Annotated in this window: 13 protein-coding genes; 4 read left to right on the top strand and 9 right to left on the bottom strand. The window is 38.1% G+C overall.

Going from position 1 to position 16,902, the window contains the following annotated elements; genetic code table 11:
* Positions 1-122 precede the first annotated feature (122 nt).
* Complete coding sequence (locus CKV71_RS02685) at positions 123-2,075, top strand: fructose-1,6-bisphosphatase (protein WP_095103550.1); 1,953 nt, start codon at positions 123-125, stop codon at positions 2,073-2,075.
* A gap of 470 nt (positions 2,076-2,545) precedes the next feature.
* Here the strand turns inward: CKV71_RS02685 and CKV71_RS02680 are convergent, their stop codons facing one another.
* A complete protein-coding gene (locus CKV71_RS02680) occupies positions 2,546-5,554 on the bottom strand; it encodes a glycoside hydrolase family 2 TIM barrel-domain containing protein (protein ID WP_095103548.1) in 3,009 nt (1,002 codons plus the stop codon).
* Positions 5,555-5,644: 90 nt separating this feature from the next.
* Between CKV71_RS02680 and CKV71_RS02675 the strand changes: the two genes are divergently transcribed.
* Complete coding sequence (locus CKV71_RS02675) at positions 5,645-6,508, top strand: AraC family transcriptional regulator (RefSeq protein ID WP_095103546.1); 864 nt, start codon at positions 5,645-5,647, stop codon at positions 6,506-6,508.
* 12 nt (positions 6,509-6,520) lie between these two features.
* On the opposite strand, the gene melB is transcribed toward CKV71_RS02675, so the two are convergent.
* On the bottom strand, positions 6,521-7,948 hold the full coding sequence (gene melB / locus CKV71_RS02670; RefSeq protein ID WP_095103544.1) for a melibiose:sodium transporter MelB: 1,428 nt from the start codon (positions 7,946-7,948) through the stop codon (positions 6,521-6,523).
* A 267-nt stretch (positions 7,949-8,215) separates the two neighbouring features.
* On the opposite strand from melB, the gene CKV71_RS02665 reads away from it, so the two are divergent.
* Positions 8,216-8,551: a YbjQ family protein gene (locus CKV71_RS02665; protein WP_167376360.1), complete on the top strand. Its 336-nt coding sequence runs from the start codon at positions 8,216-8,218 to the stop codon at positions 8,549-8,551.
* Between the two features lie 49 nt (positions 8,552-8,600).
* Here the strand turns inward: CKV71_RS02665 and CKV71_RS02660 are convergent, their stop codons facing one another.
* The gene (locus CKV71_RS02660) at positions 8,601-9,629 is read right to left on the bottom strand and encodes a metal ABC transporter solute-binding protein, Zn/Mn family (protein WP_095107219.1); all 1,029 of its coding nucleotides are present in this window, start codon (positions 9,627-9,629) and stop codon (positions 8,601-8,603) included.
* Between the two features lie 283 nt (positions 9,630-9,912).
* On the opposite strand from CKV71_RS02660, the gene CKV71_RS02655 reads away from it, so the two are divergent.
* On the top strand, positions 9,913-10,194 hold the full coding sequence (locus CKV71_RS02655; RefSeq protein WP_095103542.1) for a GNAT family N-acetyltransferase: 282 nt from the start codon (positions 9,913-9,915) through the stop codon (positions 10,192-10,194).
* A 201-nt stretch (positions 10,195-10,395) separates the two neighbouring features.
* Here CKV71_RS02655 and CKV71_RS02650 read toward each other — a convergent pair whose 3' ends face one another.
* The 6 genes from CKV71_RS02650 to CKV71_RS12515 all read right to left on the bottom strand — a co-directional run bounded on the left by CKV71_RS02650 (position 10,396) and on the right by CKV71_RS12515 (position 16,756).
* On the bottom strand, positions 10,396-12,183 hold the full coding sequence (locus tag CKV71_RS02650) for an ABC transporter ATP-binding protein (protein WP_095103540.1): 1,788 nt from the start codon (positions 12,181-12,183) through the stop codon (positions 10,396-10,398).
* Positions 12,170-13,963 carry an ABC transporter ATP-binding protein gene (locus tag CKV71_RS02645; RefSeq protein WP_095103538.1) on the bottom strand — a complete coding sequence of 598 codons (1,794 nt, stop codon included), beginning with the start codon at positions 13,961-13,963 and terminating at the stop codon, positions 12,170-12,172. The genes CKV71_RS02650 and CKV71_RS02645 overlap by 14 nt, the downstream gene beginning before the upstream one ends.
* A gap of 54 nt (positions 13,964-14,017) precedes the next feature.
* The gene (locus CKV71_RS02640) at positions 14,018-15,013 is read right to left on the bottom strand and encodes a D-2-hydroxyacid dehydrogenase (RefSeq protein WP_095103536.1); all 996 of its coding nucleotides are present in this window, start codon (positions 15,011-15,013) and stop codon (positions 14,018-14,020) included.
* A gap of 209 nt (positions 15,014-15,222) precedes the next feature.
* Positions 15,223-15,894 (bottom strand): NAD(P)H-dependent oxidoreductase, encoded by a 672-nt coding sequence (locus tag CKV71_RS02635; RefSeq protein WP_095103534.1) that lies wholly within the window; start codon positions 15,892-15,894, stop codon positions 15,223-15,225.
* A 71-nt stretch (positions 15,895-15,965) separates the two neighbouring features.
* Positions 15,966-16,499: an NAD(P)H-dependent oxidoreductase gene (locus CKV71_RS02630; RefSeq protein WP_095103532.1), complete on the bottom strand. Its 534-nt coding sequence runs from the start codon at positions 16,497-16,499 to the stop codon at positions 15,966-15,968.
* Between the two features lie 80 nt (positions 16,500-16,579).
* On the bottom strand, positions 16,580-16,756 hold the full coding sequence (locus tag CKV71_RS12515; RefSeq protein WP_095103530.1) for a hypothetical protein: 177 nt from the start codon (positions 16,754-16,756) through the stop codon (positions 16,580-16,582).
* Positions 16,757-16,902 lie beyond the last annotated feature (146 nt).

Below are 16,902 nucleotides of genomic sequence, written 5' to 3'. Positions count from 1 at the left end.
GAAATCGTTTACTTTTTCGTGCGACTTATTTTTAACAATTCTATCACTACCATTGAAAAATTTTTAAAAAAGTACAATAATCAAATGTAAGCGCTATTAATATAGAAGCACAGGAGGAATAAATGAAGACCACAGATCGTGAACTTAAACATAAATACTTTGACTTGCTTGCAGAAAAATTTAATCACGAAGAACAATTAGCAACAGAAATCATTAGTCTAGAATCTATTTTAGAACTGCCGAAAGGAACAGAACACTTTGTCAGCGACTTGCATGGTGAATATGCTTCATTCCAACATGTACTGCGTAACGGCTCAGGCAATGTGCGTACAAAGGTGAATGATATTTTTAAAGATATCATGTCTAACCAAGAAATCAGTGATTTTACGGCTTTAATATACTATCCAGAAGATAAATTAAAATTAGTTAAAAGCAATTTTGAAACAAAAGCACCATTGAATCATTGGTATGAAAAAACAATTGAAAAAATGATACAAATGATACAATATTCCGCTTCAAAATATACACGTTCTAAATTACGTAAAGCATTACCAAAAAAATTCGTTTATATTATTGAAGAACTGTTATACAAAAATAACGAACTCGACAATAAAACACCTTATTATAATACGTTAATGAATCAAATTATCGAGACGCAACAAGCTGATGATTTAATTATTGGTATGTCTTATACAATTCAAAGATTAGTGGTAGACCACTTGCATGTCGTCGGCGATATTTACGACCGTGGTCCTGAACCAGAAAAAATCGTTGAAACATTGATTGATTACCACTCAGTAGATATTCAATGGGGTAACCATGATGCGATTTGGATTGGTGCGTATGCCGGCTCTAAAGTTTGCCTTGCCAACATTCTACGTATTTGCGCACGTTACGATAATTTAAATATTGTCGAAGATGCGTATGGTATCAACTTGCGTCCCTTGCTCAGCCTTGCGGAAAAATACTACGGGGATAATCCGGCTTTCCGTCCGAAATTACGTCCAGATTCTAATCTATCAGAACAAGAGCAACTGCAAATCACTAAAATACATCAAGCTATTGCGATGATTCAATTTAAATTAGAGATTCCAATTATCAAACGTCGTCCGTCTTTCGAAATGGAAGATCGTTTAGTATTAGAACATGTAGACTATGATAATCTAACTTATACGCTGCATGGAGAAACACACGATTTAACAGATACATGCTTTGTGACTGTAGATCCTGAAGATCCAGCTAAAATGTTGCCAGAAGAACAAGAAGTCATTGATAAATTGTTAGTATCGGTGCAAGAATCTGAGAAATTGAAACGCCATATGACCTTCTTAATGGACAAAGGTTCTCTTTATTTACCATACAATGGCAACCTGTTGATTCATGGCTGCATTCCGATTGATGAAAACGGCAAAATGGAGGGCATGGAAATTGACGGCGAATTCTATTCCGGTCGCGATTTATTAGATCAATTCGAAGATTATATGCGCAAAGCATTCCGCCATAAAGATATTACTGATGACTTAGCAACAGATCTCGTATGGTATTTATGGACTGGCAAATATTCTTCCCTTTTCGGAAAAAGAGCAATGACTACTTTCGAACGTTACTTTATTAAAGATAAAGCGACGCATAAGGAAGAGAAAAATCCTTATTACTCATTACGTGAGGATGCTGAAATTGTAGGTCATTTATTGGAAGAGTTTGATTTAGATTCAGAAGCCGGCCATATTATTAATGGCCATACCCCGGTAAAAGAAATCGATGGAGAAAATCCAATAAAAGCTGATGGCAAAATGATTGTCATTGATGGCGGCTTCTCAAAAGTATATCAATCTACTACAGGTATCGCAGGGTATACATTGTTGTATAATTCTTATGGCATGCAGCTAGTTGCACACCAACATTTCAATACCAAAGAAAATGTATTACGCTATGGTGCAGATGAATTATCTACAAAACGCTTAGTGGATGAAGAACTAACACGTAAACGTATTCGTGACACAAATACAGGACAATTGATTAAAGAAGAAATAGCGAATTTAAAAGACTTGATGTCTCATCGCTTTTTCGAATAAGATAATTAACTTGGATAGACAGAGGACTGGGACATTATTACGCCTCAGTTTCTCTGTCTTTTTGTATGATTGAGGGAAAACTGTAAAGGCGCCATTCTCCTGCCTAGACAGTTCGGGGCAAAAGTGTATAGGCGCCACTTCCTCGCCTAGACAGTTTAGGGCAAAAGTGTATAGGCGCCTCTCTCCTGCCTATACACTTTGCCATAAAACTGCCTCTCTAAAACAAATCCCACCATCATCTCACCCGCCTCGTTATAATCATCGACACTTTTTCTCTGCTCCCAAATATGCAAGCTGAATTTTCAAAAATAATTAAAAAGAGGAGCTCGTCCTCAGCTCCTCTTTCCAAGTTGACAGTAGCTATCTGAATAGAAAATACGCTTGTTCCGCTCCCTCTATTCTAATTAGCTTTGTCGGCGCGGTACTACGAAATAATTTTAACTAAAATTATTTCTGTTCTGCTCCCCCATTTATTTCAATTCATTAAAATCCACACGATAATTTAATTCATAACTTTCTTGATTAATTTGATAGCGTTTCGGCAATTTAGGACCGCAACTATTAGTCCCTATTCCACTTTGCGCTGCATCGATATGCACAAAGGTATAAGGTTCTTTAACTAACTCATCATGATGTGCAGTTGTAGTCATTTGCTGGTCTGAATAATGTTTAACATTAAAGCTGAACGGTTCATCTGATATAAATCCAACTGCTTGATGCTTGCTATAAAGATTTAACAACGTTGTATTATTATGACTGCCGTCCTCTTGAGGTCGGATATGCGGTCGGAAATTATCATCAACTGTGGTATTAAACCATCCTAAATAGCTCGCTAAGTTCTTATCGCTGTAACTGCTGAAAGGTCCGTTGCCATAATAACGCACCGCTTCGCATTCTTTCGGCAATGACCATACCATTCCTATTCGTGGTAATGACGGCATGCGTAAATTTCTTGCTGCCTTCATACTGACATCGATATGTCCATCCGAATAAATTTCCCAACTTAGTCTGATATTCAAAATTCTCGGCACATGCACACTATAAAGCGCAAGATCAAATATCAATGTGACCTTGTCTTCTTCCTCGTTAATGGTAAATCCATATCTGCGTATGCTTGAATCTGAATAGCCCATTTTTTTCCACTTTTGCGATACATACATATCGTTATCTGTTGGAGCACGCCAAATTGTAATTTGTGTAGGTGCAGTTAGCAACGGAATATTATGATGACTTACAAAATTTAACGAGGCCTTTTCAGTATCAAAGTGATATTCCCAATCTTTAATTTTTATCGCAGCAATATTATCACATATCTTCAAAGAAGTTTGTCCGGTAATCATACCTGCTTTGGCAGCTACTTTATTGACTGCTTGACGTTGATAAACCACTTGATCATGACCTAAGTATGTTTCTGCCTTTAATAAACCCCTATCTTGTTTCGCATAATAAAACAACTTGATATCACTTAATGCATCAAAATGTAAATCATTTTCTTTAAGTAAAGGTGTGAAATTAATAACGCTTTCTTCGTGTGGTTTCAAGTCATTAATTTCTAAAGGCACCGTCTTGCTTTCACCATAGCGTGTTGTAAATTGAGCATGAACAGTAATATAATCCGCCAAATTCAGAAAATCTAATTGATTACGTACGGTCCATTTCAGTTTTTTATACTTTTTCAACACTAATGGTCGATGGACTTCTTGAAATTCGTAAAAACCGTCATGCGGTATACGATCTGGGCTGACAATCCCATCGACACAAAAGTTGCCGCCATGCAGACTTTCTCCTGAATCGCCGCCATATCTGAAGCAATACTGACCATTCTTAAATCCATCAGCTATCGCGTGATCGCACCACTCCCATACAAATGCGCCAATAAAGGCTGGGTATTTTTCCATTAATTCGTGATAAGCTTTTAAGCCGCCTGGAGAGTTGCCCATTGCATGTGCATATTCACATAAGATAAAGGGCTGCGTCATCTTTTTATTCGTTAAGTAACGTTTTTTAATTTCAGATGGAGAAGGATACATGCGACTAATAACATCTAATTTACTGAAGTCTTCTCCGCCTTCAGCATAAAAAGCGCTCTCATAATGAATCGGTCTCGTTGCATCTAATTGATGGGCTAACTTTGCTGCCTTCTTCATATTTTGACCATAACCAGATTCGTTCCCTAACGACCACATAATAATAGACGAATAATTTTGCAGTTGCACAATTGAAGCTGTCACTCTGTCTAAAATTGGCGCCTCATATTTAGGGTTATTAGCAATAAGATTAAAATCTTCTGTATTTTCATCACCATATAACATTACAACGCCATGCGTTTCTAAATCCGCTTCACTCATGACATAGAAGCCATATTGATTGGTTAATTCATAGAAGCGTGGTGATTTAGGATAATGTGCTGTACGAATCGCATTAAAATTTGCTTCTTTCATTAAAGTCAAATCTTCAATCAAGCGCTCTTCTGACACCGCATAGCCTGTTATCGGGTCACTGTCATGATAATTGACACCGCGTAATTTAACAGATTGGTTGTTGATCCACAGTTGCTGGTCTTTGATTTTGACTTCTCGTATGCCGACTTTCTGCACGATGATTTCCTCTGCTGTTATTAGATGCAAGGTATATAAAGACGGTGTTTCTGCAGTCCAAAGGTCAGGGGCATCTATCGAAATTGTTGCCTGCTCTTCCAGGGTTTCTTTTTCCACTAGAGTGCCTTTAGGGTTGAAAAGAGCGTAACTGATGGCAGGATTGCCTGTTTGTTTGCGAATATCGATGTGGATTTGTCCTGTATTCTCTGAGGTATTGAGCGTGGTGTCGAGTTTAAAGTCTTCAATTCGGCGAGCGGGTCTTTCTGTAATGTAGACGTCGCGAAATATGCCTGAATGGCGGAACATGTCTTGGTCTTCAAAGTAGGTCCCGTCAGAATATTTCACGACGAGTACGGCGATGGTGTTAGGACCTTCGGCAACCAAGTCTGTGATATCGAAACGGGAGATGGAGTGCGAGACTTGGCTGTATCCTGCAAATTGTCCATTGACCCACACGTAATAAGCACTGCTGACGCCTTCAAAGTTCAAAACGTATTGGTGGTCTTGCTCGGGATAAAGTGTGGCAAGTTCAAAGTTACGTTGGTAGTAGCCGCAGGGATTATCTGCTGGAACGTTCGGCGGATCGAAAGGAATCGGATATTTAATATTCACATATTGAATTTGGTCATAACCTTTCAAATTCCACACACCTGGTACGGTCAGTTCTCCGTCACCTTTATGATGCAGGGCTTGTTCAAAGGCTTCCACATCTTCGTAAAAATCAAAAGACCAAGTGCCGTTGAGCGGTGTAACGCAGGCTTTCTCTAAGTCTTTCGGGTTAGCGTCCGCTTCGTCCGTGTTATGACAAGGAACAAAGTGATTGGTGTAAGTTAAGGTATTAACATGTAATTGTTTTAAGTTATAATGCAAATCTAATTTCAAAGCGGGAGTCCTCCTTGTAAATGAATATTTCCAAACAATTTCTACGGCAGCTGCATGTTATAATAGGGTTATCACAAGAGAAAGAGAGTGATGGTTGTGCAGTTGCTCTGGAAAAAATTTGTCAAAGAAAATTTTGAGTTTAATATCGATGAATGCGGTATTGAGTTGGGTACGCCGAATGTCGGCTATACCTATACAGTCACTAAGACCGCTGTATTGCACGTGATTACTCACGGCTCCGGAACTTTCCGATATCAAGGACGTACTTATCATCTAGAGAAAGGTGATATTTTTTTATTAAAAGAAGGAATGGAAGTCAGTTACACAGCTGCTAAAAATAATCCTTGGACGTATTTCTGGGTAGGTCTCAGCGGGAAACAAGCTTTAAATTATTTATCACGCTCGAGTATTGTAGATAACGTGGTCATTCAGCAGCAAAATATTGCCGATATTTCCCGGGTAATACAGAAGATTTGTCACACTGCAGAACGTATGCAAATTGAGAAATCGGATGATATTAAATTGAATCAGTATGTCTTTGAATTATTGTATGACTTGCAGAAGACCTTTCCGAAAAAATTTACATATACGGAACCGGAAGTCGATCCAAAAGTTCAGATTGCCCTGCAATTTATGAATCAAAATTATAAACATGCTATCTCTGTTAATAAGATTGCTGATGCTGCGAATGTAAGTCGCAGTTATCTCTATAAAACCTTTCGCAAGTACTTTAATACTTCACCCAAAGATTACCTCCATCATTTGCGTATGTATCATGCTTCCCAACATTTAATACATACTCAGGAACCGATTTATGCGATTGCTGAAATGGTGGGTTACCATCATGACCCTCTTATTTTCTCGCGCGCCTTTAAGCGTCATTTTAATATGAATCCTTCTGAATATCGGAATATCTATAGTAAGCTGCATTCTGATGACACTAAGCCGTCCTGATTTCTGAGCACTTTACTCTTGGAAGGTTACTTGTTCTTCGGTGGGTGTTTCATGATGAATCGGCGTACGTCTTTCACGTTTACGTTTATATTCCAAAGTTTTCTCAATATCTTTCAAGAAGTCACCTTTCAAATTAAAAGCTTTATGATAGAGCAGACTGCAAAGTAAGATGAAGAACAGCGGTATTCCTACCATGCCGATACGGATGCCCCAAACGGTTTCAGCAGTTTGCGTCACATTCGGTGTATAGCCGATGAGCGATAGTCCGACGCCGACACTCAATCCTGCAAAGGCTTGTGCGAGTTTGACTAAAAAGGTTTGCGTTGAGGTAATAACACTTTCATTACGTTGTCCGAATTTCACTTCGCTGTAATCAATTACATCGGCTAAAGCTACAGTATTGATACCGACTAAAGTGCCTGTGCCGAAACGAATGCAAGCGCCTCCGATGATAACCCAGATGGCTGCATGCGGTGCTATAAATCCGGCTGCTAGGATAATGATGAGCCCGCTGACAATTCCGAACACAGCATAATTGAAGACAGCACTGCGCCCTACTTTTTTAACTAAGTAAGGGAAAATCAATAGTGACACCATCTCAATCAGAATCATCGTATTAAATACAGAGAATAATCTTTCCACACCAGCAACATATTTGAAGTAGTAGAGAATAATGCCATTAATCATTTGTCCGCAGAGATTAAAGGCTAAGATTACTCCGATAATGGCTAACAATTCTTTATTTCTGAAAAGAATGCGCCATAAATCTTTAAAATGTACTTTGATGGCATTCTGACGTTCGATTTCAGTGTCTTCATGTACGCAAAATACGGTAATACCAATAGTAATTAAAAAGGTAATACTGCAAATCACTGCAAGTGCAAACATCCCTGCGCCTTTAAATGGATGCTGGAGTGCGTCATCGAGTCGATGAATAAAGAAAAGTCCGAAACTGCCGATCACAAATGCAGCAAAGCTGGCGAAGAATCTCGGAACGACTGCTACTTCTTCACGTTCTCTCGGGTTATTCGTCAAGTTTGGCAGCCATGACCAATATGGAATATCCATGATGGTATAAGTCATGCCCCAAATGATGTACATGATGGAAATATAAATATACATTCCGTTGCCTGGCAGATTGAAATTAGTGAAGAGCAGGACAGTAATACCTGCGTTGATAAGCGTACCGATGACTAGCCAAGTTTTAAATTTGCCGAAGCGGTTATGTGTGTTGTCGACTACCATGCCCATCATCGGATCATTAATGGCATCCCAAATACGTGCTGCAAAAAAGAGAATACCGACAAATGCTGGAGACAATCCCACAATGTCAGTGATATAGAACATCAGAAATAAACTGACAATATTAAATATCGCATCCTTCCCTACTGTTCCGAATCCGAATGCATATTTCTCAAAGCGTGTTAATTTCCTTTCCAATCTTTCCACCTCTATCTATAGTTTGTTATGTCTAGATGCTGTATTATCAGTGCATCTTCGAAGTCATTTCTGTTTGTGCTTTCTTAATGTAAACGTTAACACTTGCCTTTATTTTTATACATAGCATTATGTTTCCATTTACCGATGATTTGTTTCCACTTTTTAAAGTCACTTTATTAAGGGCTTGAGACAGCGCATGATTAATGTATCTCTGTGGTGAAATTAGCTACAATAAGATTGAAAAATAATAATTGGAGAGTGATATAAATGAGCAATACGTCAATTTTAGTCGTAACCAGCGATCAAATTGCTAATTACGAGATTGTCGAAACGATTGGAGAGGTTTTCGGTATTACGGTACAGTCTAGAGATGCGGTTTCAGATTTCGGTGCTTCTATAAAAAATATTTTCGGTGGAGAAATTAAAAGTTATACGCAAATGTTAGAAAATGCACGTGCGGAAGCGATTTATCGCTTGCAAGAAGCTGCTGTTGAAAAAGGTGCTGATGCAGTGGTTGCAATGCGCTTTGATTCTAATGAAATCAGTGAGACAGCATCAAGTGTCGTCGCATATGGTACAGCAGTAAAAATAAGACATATTTAAAGAAAAAAGGATCGAGACATTGATTTGTCCCGATCCTTCTTTATTAATATTATTCATCTAAAGCTTTTTTCAACGTTTCGATATTTTTCTTCATCAATGATTGATAAGTAATATCTTTGTCTTTAGCTTCATCTTTAGTCAATACTGACAAGTTATGGAAGCTTAATGGTTTTGTATTTGTTTCTTTTCTGATGATGTCAGTTACTTTAGATGGAATATTTTGTTCATACAATACGTATGGTTGTTTAGATTTTTTAACTTCGTCTACGATAGCTAAAATTTCTTTTTGACTTGGTTCATCATTGTTCATACCGTTAACGCCTTCTTGTTCGAAGTTATAACGTTTTGCTAAGTATGATAATGAATCATGAGAGATGATGACTTTATCACGTTTTTTGTCTTTAGATACTTGTTTCATATCTTTATCAACATTTGCGATATCTTTGTCTAATTTTTTGAAGTTCTTTTCATAGTAATCTTTGTGGTCTGGGTCTTTCTTAACTAATTCGTCTTTAATTTCTTTAGCGAATTTTTGGTCAACAACTGGATCTAACCAAATATGTGGATCGTATTTGCCATGATGATGGTGTTCTTCACCATGTTCATGCTCATGTTTATGGTCTTCACCATGTTCTTCGTGGTCACCATGCTCGTGTTCATGCTCATGTTCTTCACCAGGAAGAATGTCTTTTTTGCTGATGCCTTTTGTTAATGACAAGACGTCATCTTTATTTTTGATTGTTTTCGCAATTTTACCTGCTGCTGGGTCCATCTCTTTATCTGTATAGATGAATAAATCACCTTTTGAGATATTCAATATTTCTTTTTGAGTCGGTTCGAAATTATGTATGTCTGAACCAGGTGGGTAGATTGATTTCACATCTACATATTTACCGCCGATTTGCTCTGCAAAGCTTTGGAAAGCAAATACTGTTGTATTGATTTTCATCTTATGGTTTTCACTGTATTCTTTCTTCTTATCTTTACTGCCGCTGTCTTTATCGTTGCCGCCGTTACCGCAAGCTGCTAAAGCTACAGTCAAGACAAGAGATAACAAAATGAATATTGCCTTTTTCATTTTCACATTAGTCCCTCCAAATCGTAATCATTATGGTTTAAACTATACCCTTTCTCTCAGTAAATTGCAATGGTATTCGACAAATCTTTTAGATTCCTAGTATTCTGAATTTTTTCTCGCTTAATTTTATTCCTATTTCTGAAATATTGTGCTCTTTATTTCTTTTTTATTTTTAAAAAGATTCTGAGAAAAAAGACAAAAAAGCCTTTATTTTATTGTCTACCCTTTTCTTTTACTGTAATATTTAATATGTAATTAAAATTAAGTAAAGAAGGGGTAAAGTATGACAGATTTACAGAAGGGTGAAAATCAATTTTACATCGGGGATGTCGATCAACCAGACGCTATTATTCAATTCCGAAAGGTGAATGATCAAACAATTGATATTCATTATGCAGCTGTAAGTGATACTTTAGGCAACCAAGGGATGGGGACCAAATTGGTTGAAAAAGTAATAGATTACGCTAATGAAAATGGTTTGAAGATAACTTGCACAAGTTCATATGCAAGAAATATCATTCATCATTTTCCAGAATTCCAACAATTTTATGCCAACAAAGAATAATCACATAAGCAATATAAAGTAAAATAAATTAAGATATTATAATAAGCCCTCTATAAAGCAGACACTTGAAAAGTGAAAACTTTATAGGGGGCTTATTATTGTTGTGTCAGCCTCTGAAGGTGTTATGTTTTTATAAAATTGAGGTAGATGTTGAAAGTGGAAACGGAACAAAAATTATTTCTATCCCGCTTCCCCTTCCTCTTAATGTTGCCCGTTTTGCAACAGGAACATATTATAGTAAATGCCTTTTTGTTTCAATAGTGTTTCATGCGTACCGCGTTCGACTATTTCACCTTTATTCAATACTAAAATCTGATCGGCATCTTGAATCGTTGAAAGTCGATGAGCAATGGCTAAAGTTGTACGCCCTTTACGCATGACTTTGAGAGAATCTTGAATTTGTTCTTCTGTTTCTGAATCAATATAAGCAGTCGCTTCATCGAGTATCAAGATTTTAGGGTCGATGGCCATTGTTCTGGCAAAGGCGATCAATTGGCGTTCCCCACTCGAAAAGGCACTCCCTTTTTCCACAACTTTGTGGTTATATTGATCAGGCAGTTGGTTGATAAAACGGTCGGCATGAACAAATTCAGCCGCATCTTTCACTTGTTCAAAGGTCATCGTCGGGTGATACAGTTTGATATTCGTGAATATCGTTCCATAGAAAATAAAGGGATCTTGCAATACTAAACCAACTTTACGTTTCAAATCTTCTTTTGGAATCGTCTTGATAGAATGACCATCCACACAGATTTCTCCATGCTGAAATTCATAGAAACGCATAAACAAGTTGATAATCGTACTTTTCCCTGAGCCGGTATGACCGACTAAGGCTACTGTTTCTCCTGGATTAGCAGTGAACGTAATATGTTTCAATACGTCATGTTCACCGTCATAACTGAAAGTGACATCTTTAAATTCTATTTTACCGTTTGTAATGAGATGGTCTGCCACCGCTTCTTGTTTCGGCTCTAAGGTATCATTATCCAGCAGTGCAAATACACGGTTCGCTGCAACTAAGGCTTGCTGGAAGATATTTAAATTCTGGCTGACCTGGTTGATTGGTTCGAAGAAACGCTGCATATATTGCACAAAGGCATAAACTACCCCTGCAGTTACTGTTGATGAAAAGCTTAATAAGCCGAAATAACTCAGAATCATCACTGTCGCAAAGATACTTAACATTCCAATGGCAGGTCGTAATAATAATCCGTCCAAGCGAATGGTCTTCAGATTATATTGGTAGTACTCCTCATTAATTTCTGCAAGCTCTTCCTGCAGTCTTTTTTCCTGATTAAAGACTTGAATCATCCGAATGCCTTCGATAGATTCGGCCAGTTTCGCATTCAAGCTAGAAAGCCGTTCTCTCGCTTCCGCAAAAAAGAGGGAAGCGTATTTACGGTAGAGTGCGAGTACTAAGATGATAATCGGCATAAATAACAGCGCCATGAGGGCCAGTCTGACATCTAAAATGAACATCATGATGAAACTGGAAATCACGGTAAAAAGGGCCATCAAGAATGAGGCAAATACGCCTGTAAACATGTCGACAATGGCTTCGGTGTCATTAGTCAGACGCGAAACGATACTGCCGCTCGGTACCTCGTCGAAGTATTTCATACCGAGGTTGCCGATTTTATCGAAAGCATCAATTCTGAGTTGTTGAATGATCTTAAAGGCAAAGTTTTGGAACATGTAGATATTAATATAGGTCGTAATGGCTCCTACAAGTTCAATTGCGATAAAGATGACTACGAGCCAAATAATTTCGTGTTGCGGAAAGTGTCTCGGTGTCAAATAATCGTCGATGAATACTTTCACGATATAAGGCGTGGCTACACTCGCTGCTGTAGAAATCGCCAGCATGCCGAAAGCTGCCGCAATCATCCATTTGAATGGGAAGGTATAACGGATTAAGCGCATTAAGACGCGCCATTGATCTCGAGCGCTTAATTGGTAATCGTAATGCGCTTTATTATGTCTCGGCATGAGAGTCATCCCCTTCCTCTTGCGTGATATCATCGAGGTTGCGTGTCAGTTCGTCACGTAATTGTTGCGATTGGTAAGTTTGGGCATACCAGCCTTGATTGTGCAGCAGTTCTTCATGTGTTCCTTTTTCAGCAACAGTACCTTCATCCATCACGATAATCAAATCAGCATGACTCACTGCACTCATACGATGGGCAGTTATAATATTCGTCTTGCCTTGACGTTCATTCTGCATGTTGTCTAGAATATGTTCCTCGGTATCCGCATCGACTGCAGATAAAGAATCATCAAATATTAGGACGGGCGGGTTCTGTATGACCGCACGCGCAATAGAAACACGTTGTTTTTGACCGCCGGATAAAGAAACGCCACGCTCGCCGACAATCGTGTCATACCCTTTCGGGAAGTCTAAAATATCATGATGAATATAACTTAATTGAGCAGCGCTTGCAACGTTCTCTTCTTCCATCGCAGGGTCCGCAAAGGCAATATTCTCCTTAATAGTGGTAGAGAATAAGAAATTATCTTGCGGGACATAACCGAACATTGCACGCAAATGACGAATTTCATAATCGCGAAGCGGAATACCGCCATAAGTAATGTCTTCCGGACGCTTCGTATCAAATTCACGAACCAACAAACGCAACAACGTACTCTTACCTGAACTTGTTCTGCCGACAATGCCCACCGTACTGCCTTCTTTGATGGTAAAATGAACATCTTTCAGCGCAGGGTGTTCTGCATCTGGGAAACTGAAGCTTTCAATATTGAAAGTAATATCTCCAGAAGGATAACCTTCCACTGTATAGGAGGTATCAATTTCATTTTGCGTATTCACAATATCGTCAATACGTTCGTAAGAGGCGTTGCCGCGTTGAATAATGTTGAAGAAAAAGCCGAGTGCGAGCAATGGCCATACCAGCATACCTAAATAAGTCGTTGCAGTAATCAGCTGTCCAAGCGAAATTGTGTCATGGAAGATCATAAATGAACCGCAGACAACCGCTAAGAAATAACTTGTACCAATCACCAGCATAATGGTCGGATCAAATAACGCATCAATTTGCGCGACCTTCAAATTCTTCTGCACTACATCATCACTGATATGTTTGAAATCTTTCTGGTCACTCTTTTCATAACCCATCGTTTTCGTTACTTTAATGCCGGCAATACTTTCTTGCGTCTTATCATTTAAACGACTAAATGCCGCTTGCGCTTTCTTGAATCCTTTACTCATTAAACGTCCATAGTAACTCGTTAAGATAACTAAAATCGGCATCGGCAGCATGATAATCAAAGTCAGCTTCCAATTGACCGTAATCGCCATCGTGATCAGGATCGATGTTCCAGTAATCAATGAATCACTGATCATCAATATACCTGGCCCTGCTGCACCTTGCACGGCATTAATATCATTAGTAGCATGTGCCATCAAATCTCCTGTACGTCTCTGCTGGAAAAATGAAGGACTCATCGAAGTATATTTCTCATATAAACGATTACGCAGAATTTTGCCCAATTTATTACTCGTACCGAAAATCAACACACGCCATGTATATCTTAAGACATAAGTCATAATCGCAGCACCACTTAATAACAGCATATAAATCAGCAAATCATGGCCTGTCAATTTCTTAGTGCCAATCAAATCGATGGTCTTACCAATAATTTGAGGCGGTACCAATTGTACAAGTGCGATGCCTAATAAGACTAATAATCCTAATAAATACCTAGCCTTTTCCTGTTTAAAAAACCACTTTAGATTGATAAATACTTTCACGTAGCACGTCCCCCCTTTTTATCTCATATTGGTGTAACGTATAAACTATCTTATTTAATTAATACGGAATTCAGAATCGCCCGTATTTAAGACTTCCAGCGTACTATTTAAACCGCCCTCTGTTAAATTTTTAACCGCTTCACCTGTAAAGAATGCAATATGTGGCGACACTAATACATCATCTCGCTCAATCAGATGCAACAACACTTCATCTTGAATTACTTTACCAGAATAATCTCTTCTATAATATTCCGCTTCATTTTCATACGTATCAATCACCGCGCCCGCAATTTTCTCACTATCTAAAGCTTTTAAGAAAGCTTGAGTGTCCACGACCATACCACGTGCCGCATTAACGAAAATCGTTTGCGCTTTGAAATGACGGAAGACTTCATCATCAAATAAATGATATGTCTCTTTATTGCCCGGAATATGTAACGTCACAATATCCGCTTGCGTAATTGCATCCAGCATACTCTCTTTATAATCCACAATATCTTCCATTTCAGGACGGCGCACCAAATCATAACCCACTACACGGCATCCGAAACTATGGAATAAACGTGCTGAGATACTACCGATACGACCCACGCCGATAACTGCCACCGTCAAATCTTTGACTGTGCGTGACATAATATCGCCTTTCCATCTGAAATCATGTGCTTGCACACGTTGTTGCGCTAACGGAACTTGTCTGACAAAATACAATGCACCCATCACAGCATATTCAGCAATCGAACTTGGAGAATAACTAGGTACCGTCGTAATCAAGATGCCATTTGCCTTCGCTTTTTCCAAATCATACATATCAAAGCCTGCACTGCGTTGAGCAATCTGTTTAATGCCATAAGACGCTAATATTTCAAACAAATCAGAGTCGAACGGGCCATTATGACTTAAAGAAATGCCATCATAACCCTTCACGTCTTCAACATTCTCTTTCGTTAATGGGCCATGCTCATAATCCACTTCCACATCATGTGCCTGCACCCAATCCTTAATAAATTGTTCCTCATACGTTTCTACATCATACATTTTAATTTTAACCATCATAACCTCTCCCTTACTATGTATACCTCTTACTTGCAACCCACTATCTATCTCTTCAGAAAAAAGGCTTATAACCTTAATTATAACATTCAAACTATAAGAGCAGACACAAAATTCAGATAATTTTTCTATAAAAAAGAGACCTCTTGAAAGGTCAGGAATCAAAAGAGTACCTCTCAAAAAGTCTCAGACAAACTATGTGATACGACTTACATTACCCATTCCACAACTTCATCTTGTGATTGACGTGTTTTACCACGTTTAGGGTCTTCTTTACGATAACCGAATGCGACCATTACAGAAGGTAAGAAGTATTCTGAGTTCATGACACCTTCATCTTCAAGGAATTTTGTCAATTCTTTCATTTTAAACCCTTCCATTGGACATGAATCTACACCTAATAATGCTGCTGCAGTCATCATATTACCTAAAGCAATGTACGTTTGCTTGCTGGCCCAATCCCATAATGAACGCTCGCTTTCGTAAAGATTCAAGTTGTCATTTTGGAAAGAAGTAAAGCCTTTGACCATATCTTCAAGCTTTTCATCTGGTACTTTCTGAATATCAGTCAACATATGTCTGAAATATTCAGAGTCGGCTTTAACATTTCTACGTGCAAGAAGAATCACGAAATGACTTGCTGTTTCTAATTTGCCGATTGCACCTGGTGCAACTTCTCTTAATTTTTCACGCATCTCTTCATTTTGTACAACGACAAAACGCCATGGCTCAGAGCCGATAGAACTTGGTGATAAACGACCCGCTTCTAAAATTGTTTGGAAATCAGCATCGCTCACCTTTTTATCAGGGTTAAATTGCTTTGTTGCGTGTCTGAAATTAAAAGCATCGATAATAATTTGACGCATCTCTTTGTTATCCATGAAAACTCTCCTTAATTAGTGATATTCATAGTATAGAATACACCTCTCTGAGTTGAAAGAGATGTGTTCGCTTATTGCTCAGCAAATTTCTCGACAAATCTAATATATGCGTCTGCATTTTCAGCAATAGCAGCGAAGTTTTCGATATCATCAGTATTATAGATAGCGTGTATTCCATAATAATGGCCGCCTACTAAATTAATAACTGCTTTCAACGGTATCACCACTTCATCAATTGAATAACCAATCGGACCAGAATGTTGATAGTGGTCTTCTGGCTGACCGCATGAAATAGCTAAAGCAAAATGTTTACCTTTTAAAGCATCGCCGCCATCGAAAGCAAATCCATGTGTATATACTTCATCGAACCATTTTTGCAATAATGGAGGATAATTCATCCAGAACATTGGATATTGAAATACGATATGATCATGTGCGGATAATAATTGCTGCTCTTTCTCTATATCGATTTCTCCATTTGGATAAGTTTCATATAAATCATGAACTGTAACTAAGTCCGAGCGCGACTGCAAGGTTTCTTTCCACGTTTGATTGACATGGGCAGACTGTATCTCTGGATGTGCAATAATCACTAGTGTAGACATATTCAATCATCCTTTCTTTTTTTAAGCAAAATAAAATGAGATGCTTCCCCAAGCCATCTCATTTTGTATTTGTTATTTTATTATTCCCTTTTTAATTCAATCATTAACTTTGCGTAGTAAAAAATAAAGACGAGAATCATACTGATAGACATTGATTTCAAAAAGTTTTGTACAACTTCCCCAAAATCTACCAAATAATAAGTCAGTGTAGTGTTTGCAACAAAAGCAATTAAAATTAAAACTAATCTAAGTATCATATCTCATCAACCCCTTTTGACTAGTTTACCCATTAATGTCACAATTTTCAATCAATTTTTACGAATTATTTGAAATATTTGATAATTCTTTCTAGAATACAAAAAAAGAACCAAGACAAAATAATGTCTCAGTTCTTTGAATAGCT

It is taken from the genome of Staphylococcus piscifermentans (assembly GCF_900186985.1).
Lineage (GTDB): Bacteria > Bacillota > Bacilli > Staphylococcales > Staphylococcaceae > Staphylococcus > Staphylococcus piscifermentans.
Note: the sequence above shows the minus strand (reverse complement) of the source record. Positions and strands in the feature narration are given on the sequence as shown.

Coding starts and splice junctions, on each gene's coding strand:
- CKV71_RS02660 (WP_095107219.1), bottom strand. CDS start 9,629: ATGAAAAAGGCAATATTCATTTTGTTATCTCTTGTCTTGACTGTAGCT.
- CKV71_RS02635 (WP_095103534.1), bottom strand. CDS start 15,894: ATGGATAACAAAGAGATGCGTCAAATTATTATCGATGCTTTTAATTTC.
- CKV71_RS02630 (WP_095103532.1), bottom strand. CDS start 16,499: ATGTCTACACTAGTGATTATTGCACATCCAGAGATACAGTCTGCCCAT.
- CKV71_RS12515 (WP_095103530.1), bottom strand. CDS start 16,756: ATGATACTTAGATTAGTTTTAATTTTAATTGCTTTTGTTGCAAACACT.
- CKV71_RS02640 (WP_095103536.1), bottom strand. CDS start 15,013: ATGGTTAAAATTAAAATGTATGATGTAGAAACGTATGAGGAACAATTT.
- CKV71_RS02650 (WP_095103540.1), bottom strand. CDS start 12,183: ATGCCGAGACATAATAAAGCGCATTACGATTACCAATTAAGCGCTCGA.
- CKV71_RS02685 (WP_095103550.1), top strand. CDS start 123: ATGAAGACCACAGATCGTGAACTTAAACATAAATACTTTGACTTGCTT.
- CKV71_RS02665 (WP_167376360.1), top strand. CDS start 8,216: ATGAGCAATACGTCAATTTTAGTCGTAACCAGCGATCAAATTGCTAAT.
- CKV71_RS02655 (WP_095103542.1), top strand. CDS start 9,913: ATGACAGATTTACAGAAGGGTGAAAATCAATTTTACATCGGGGATGTC.
- CKV71_RS02675 (WP_095103546.1), top strand. CDS start 5,645: ATGGTTGTGCAGTTGCTCTGGAAAAAATTTGTCAAAGAAAATTTTGAG.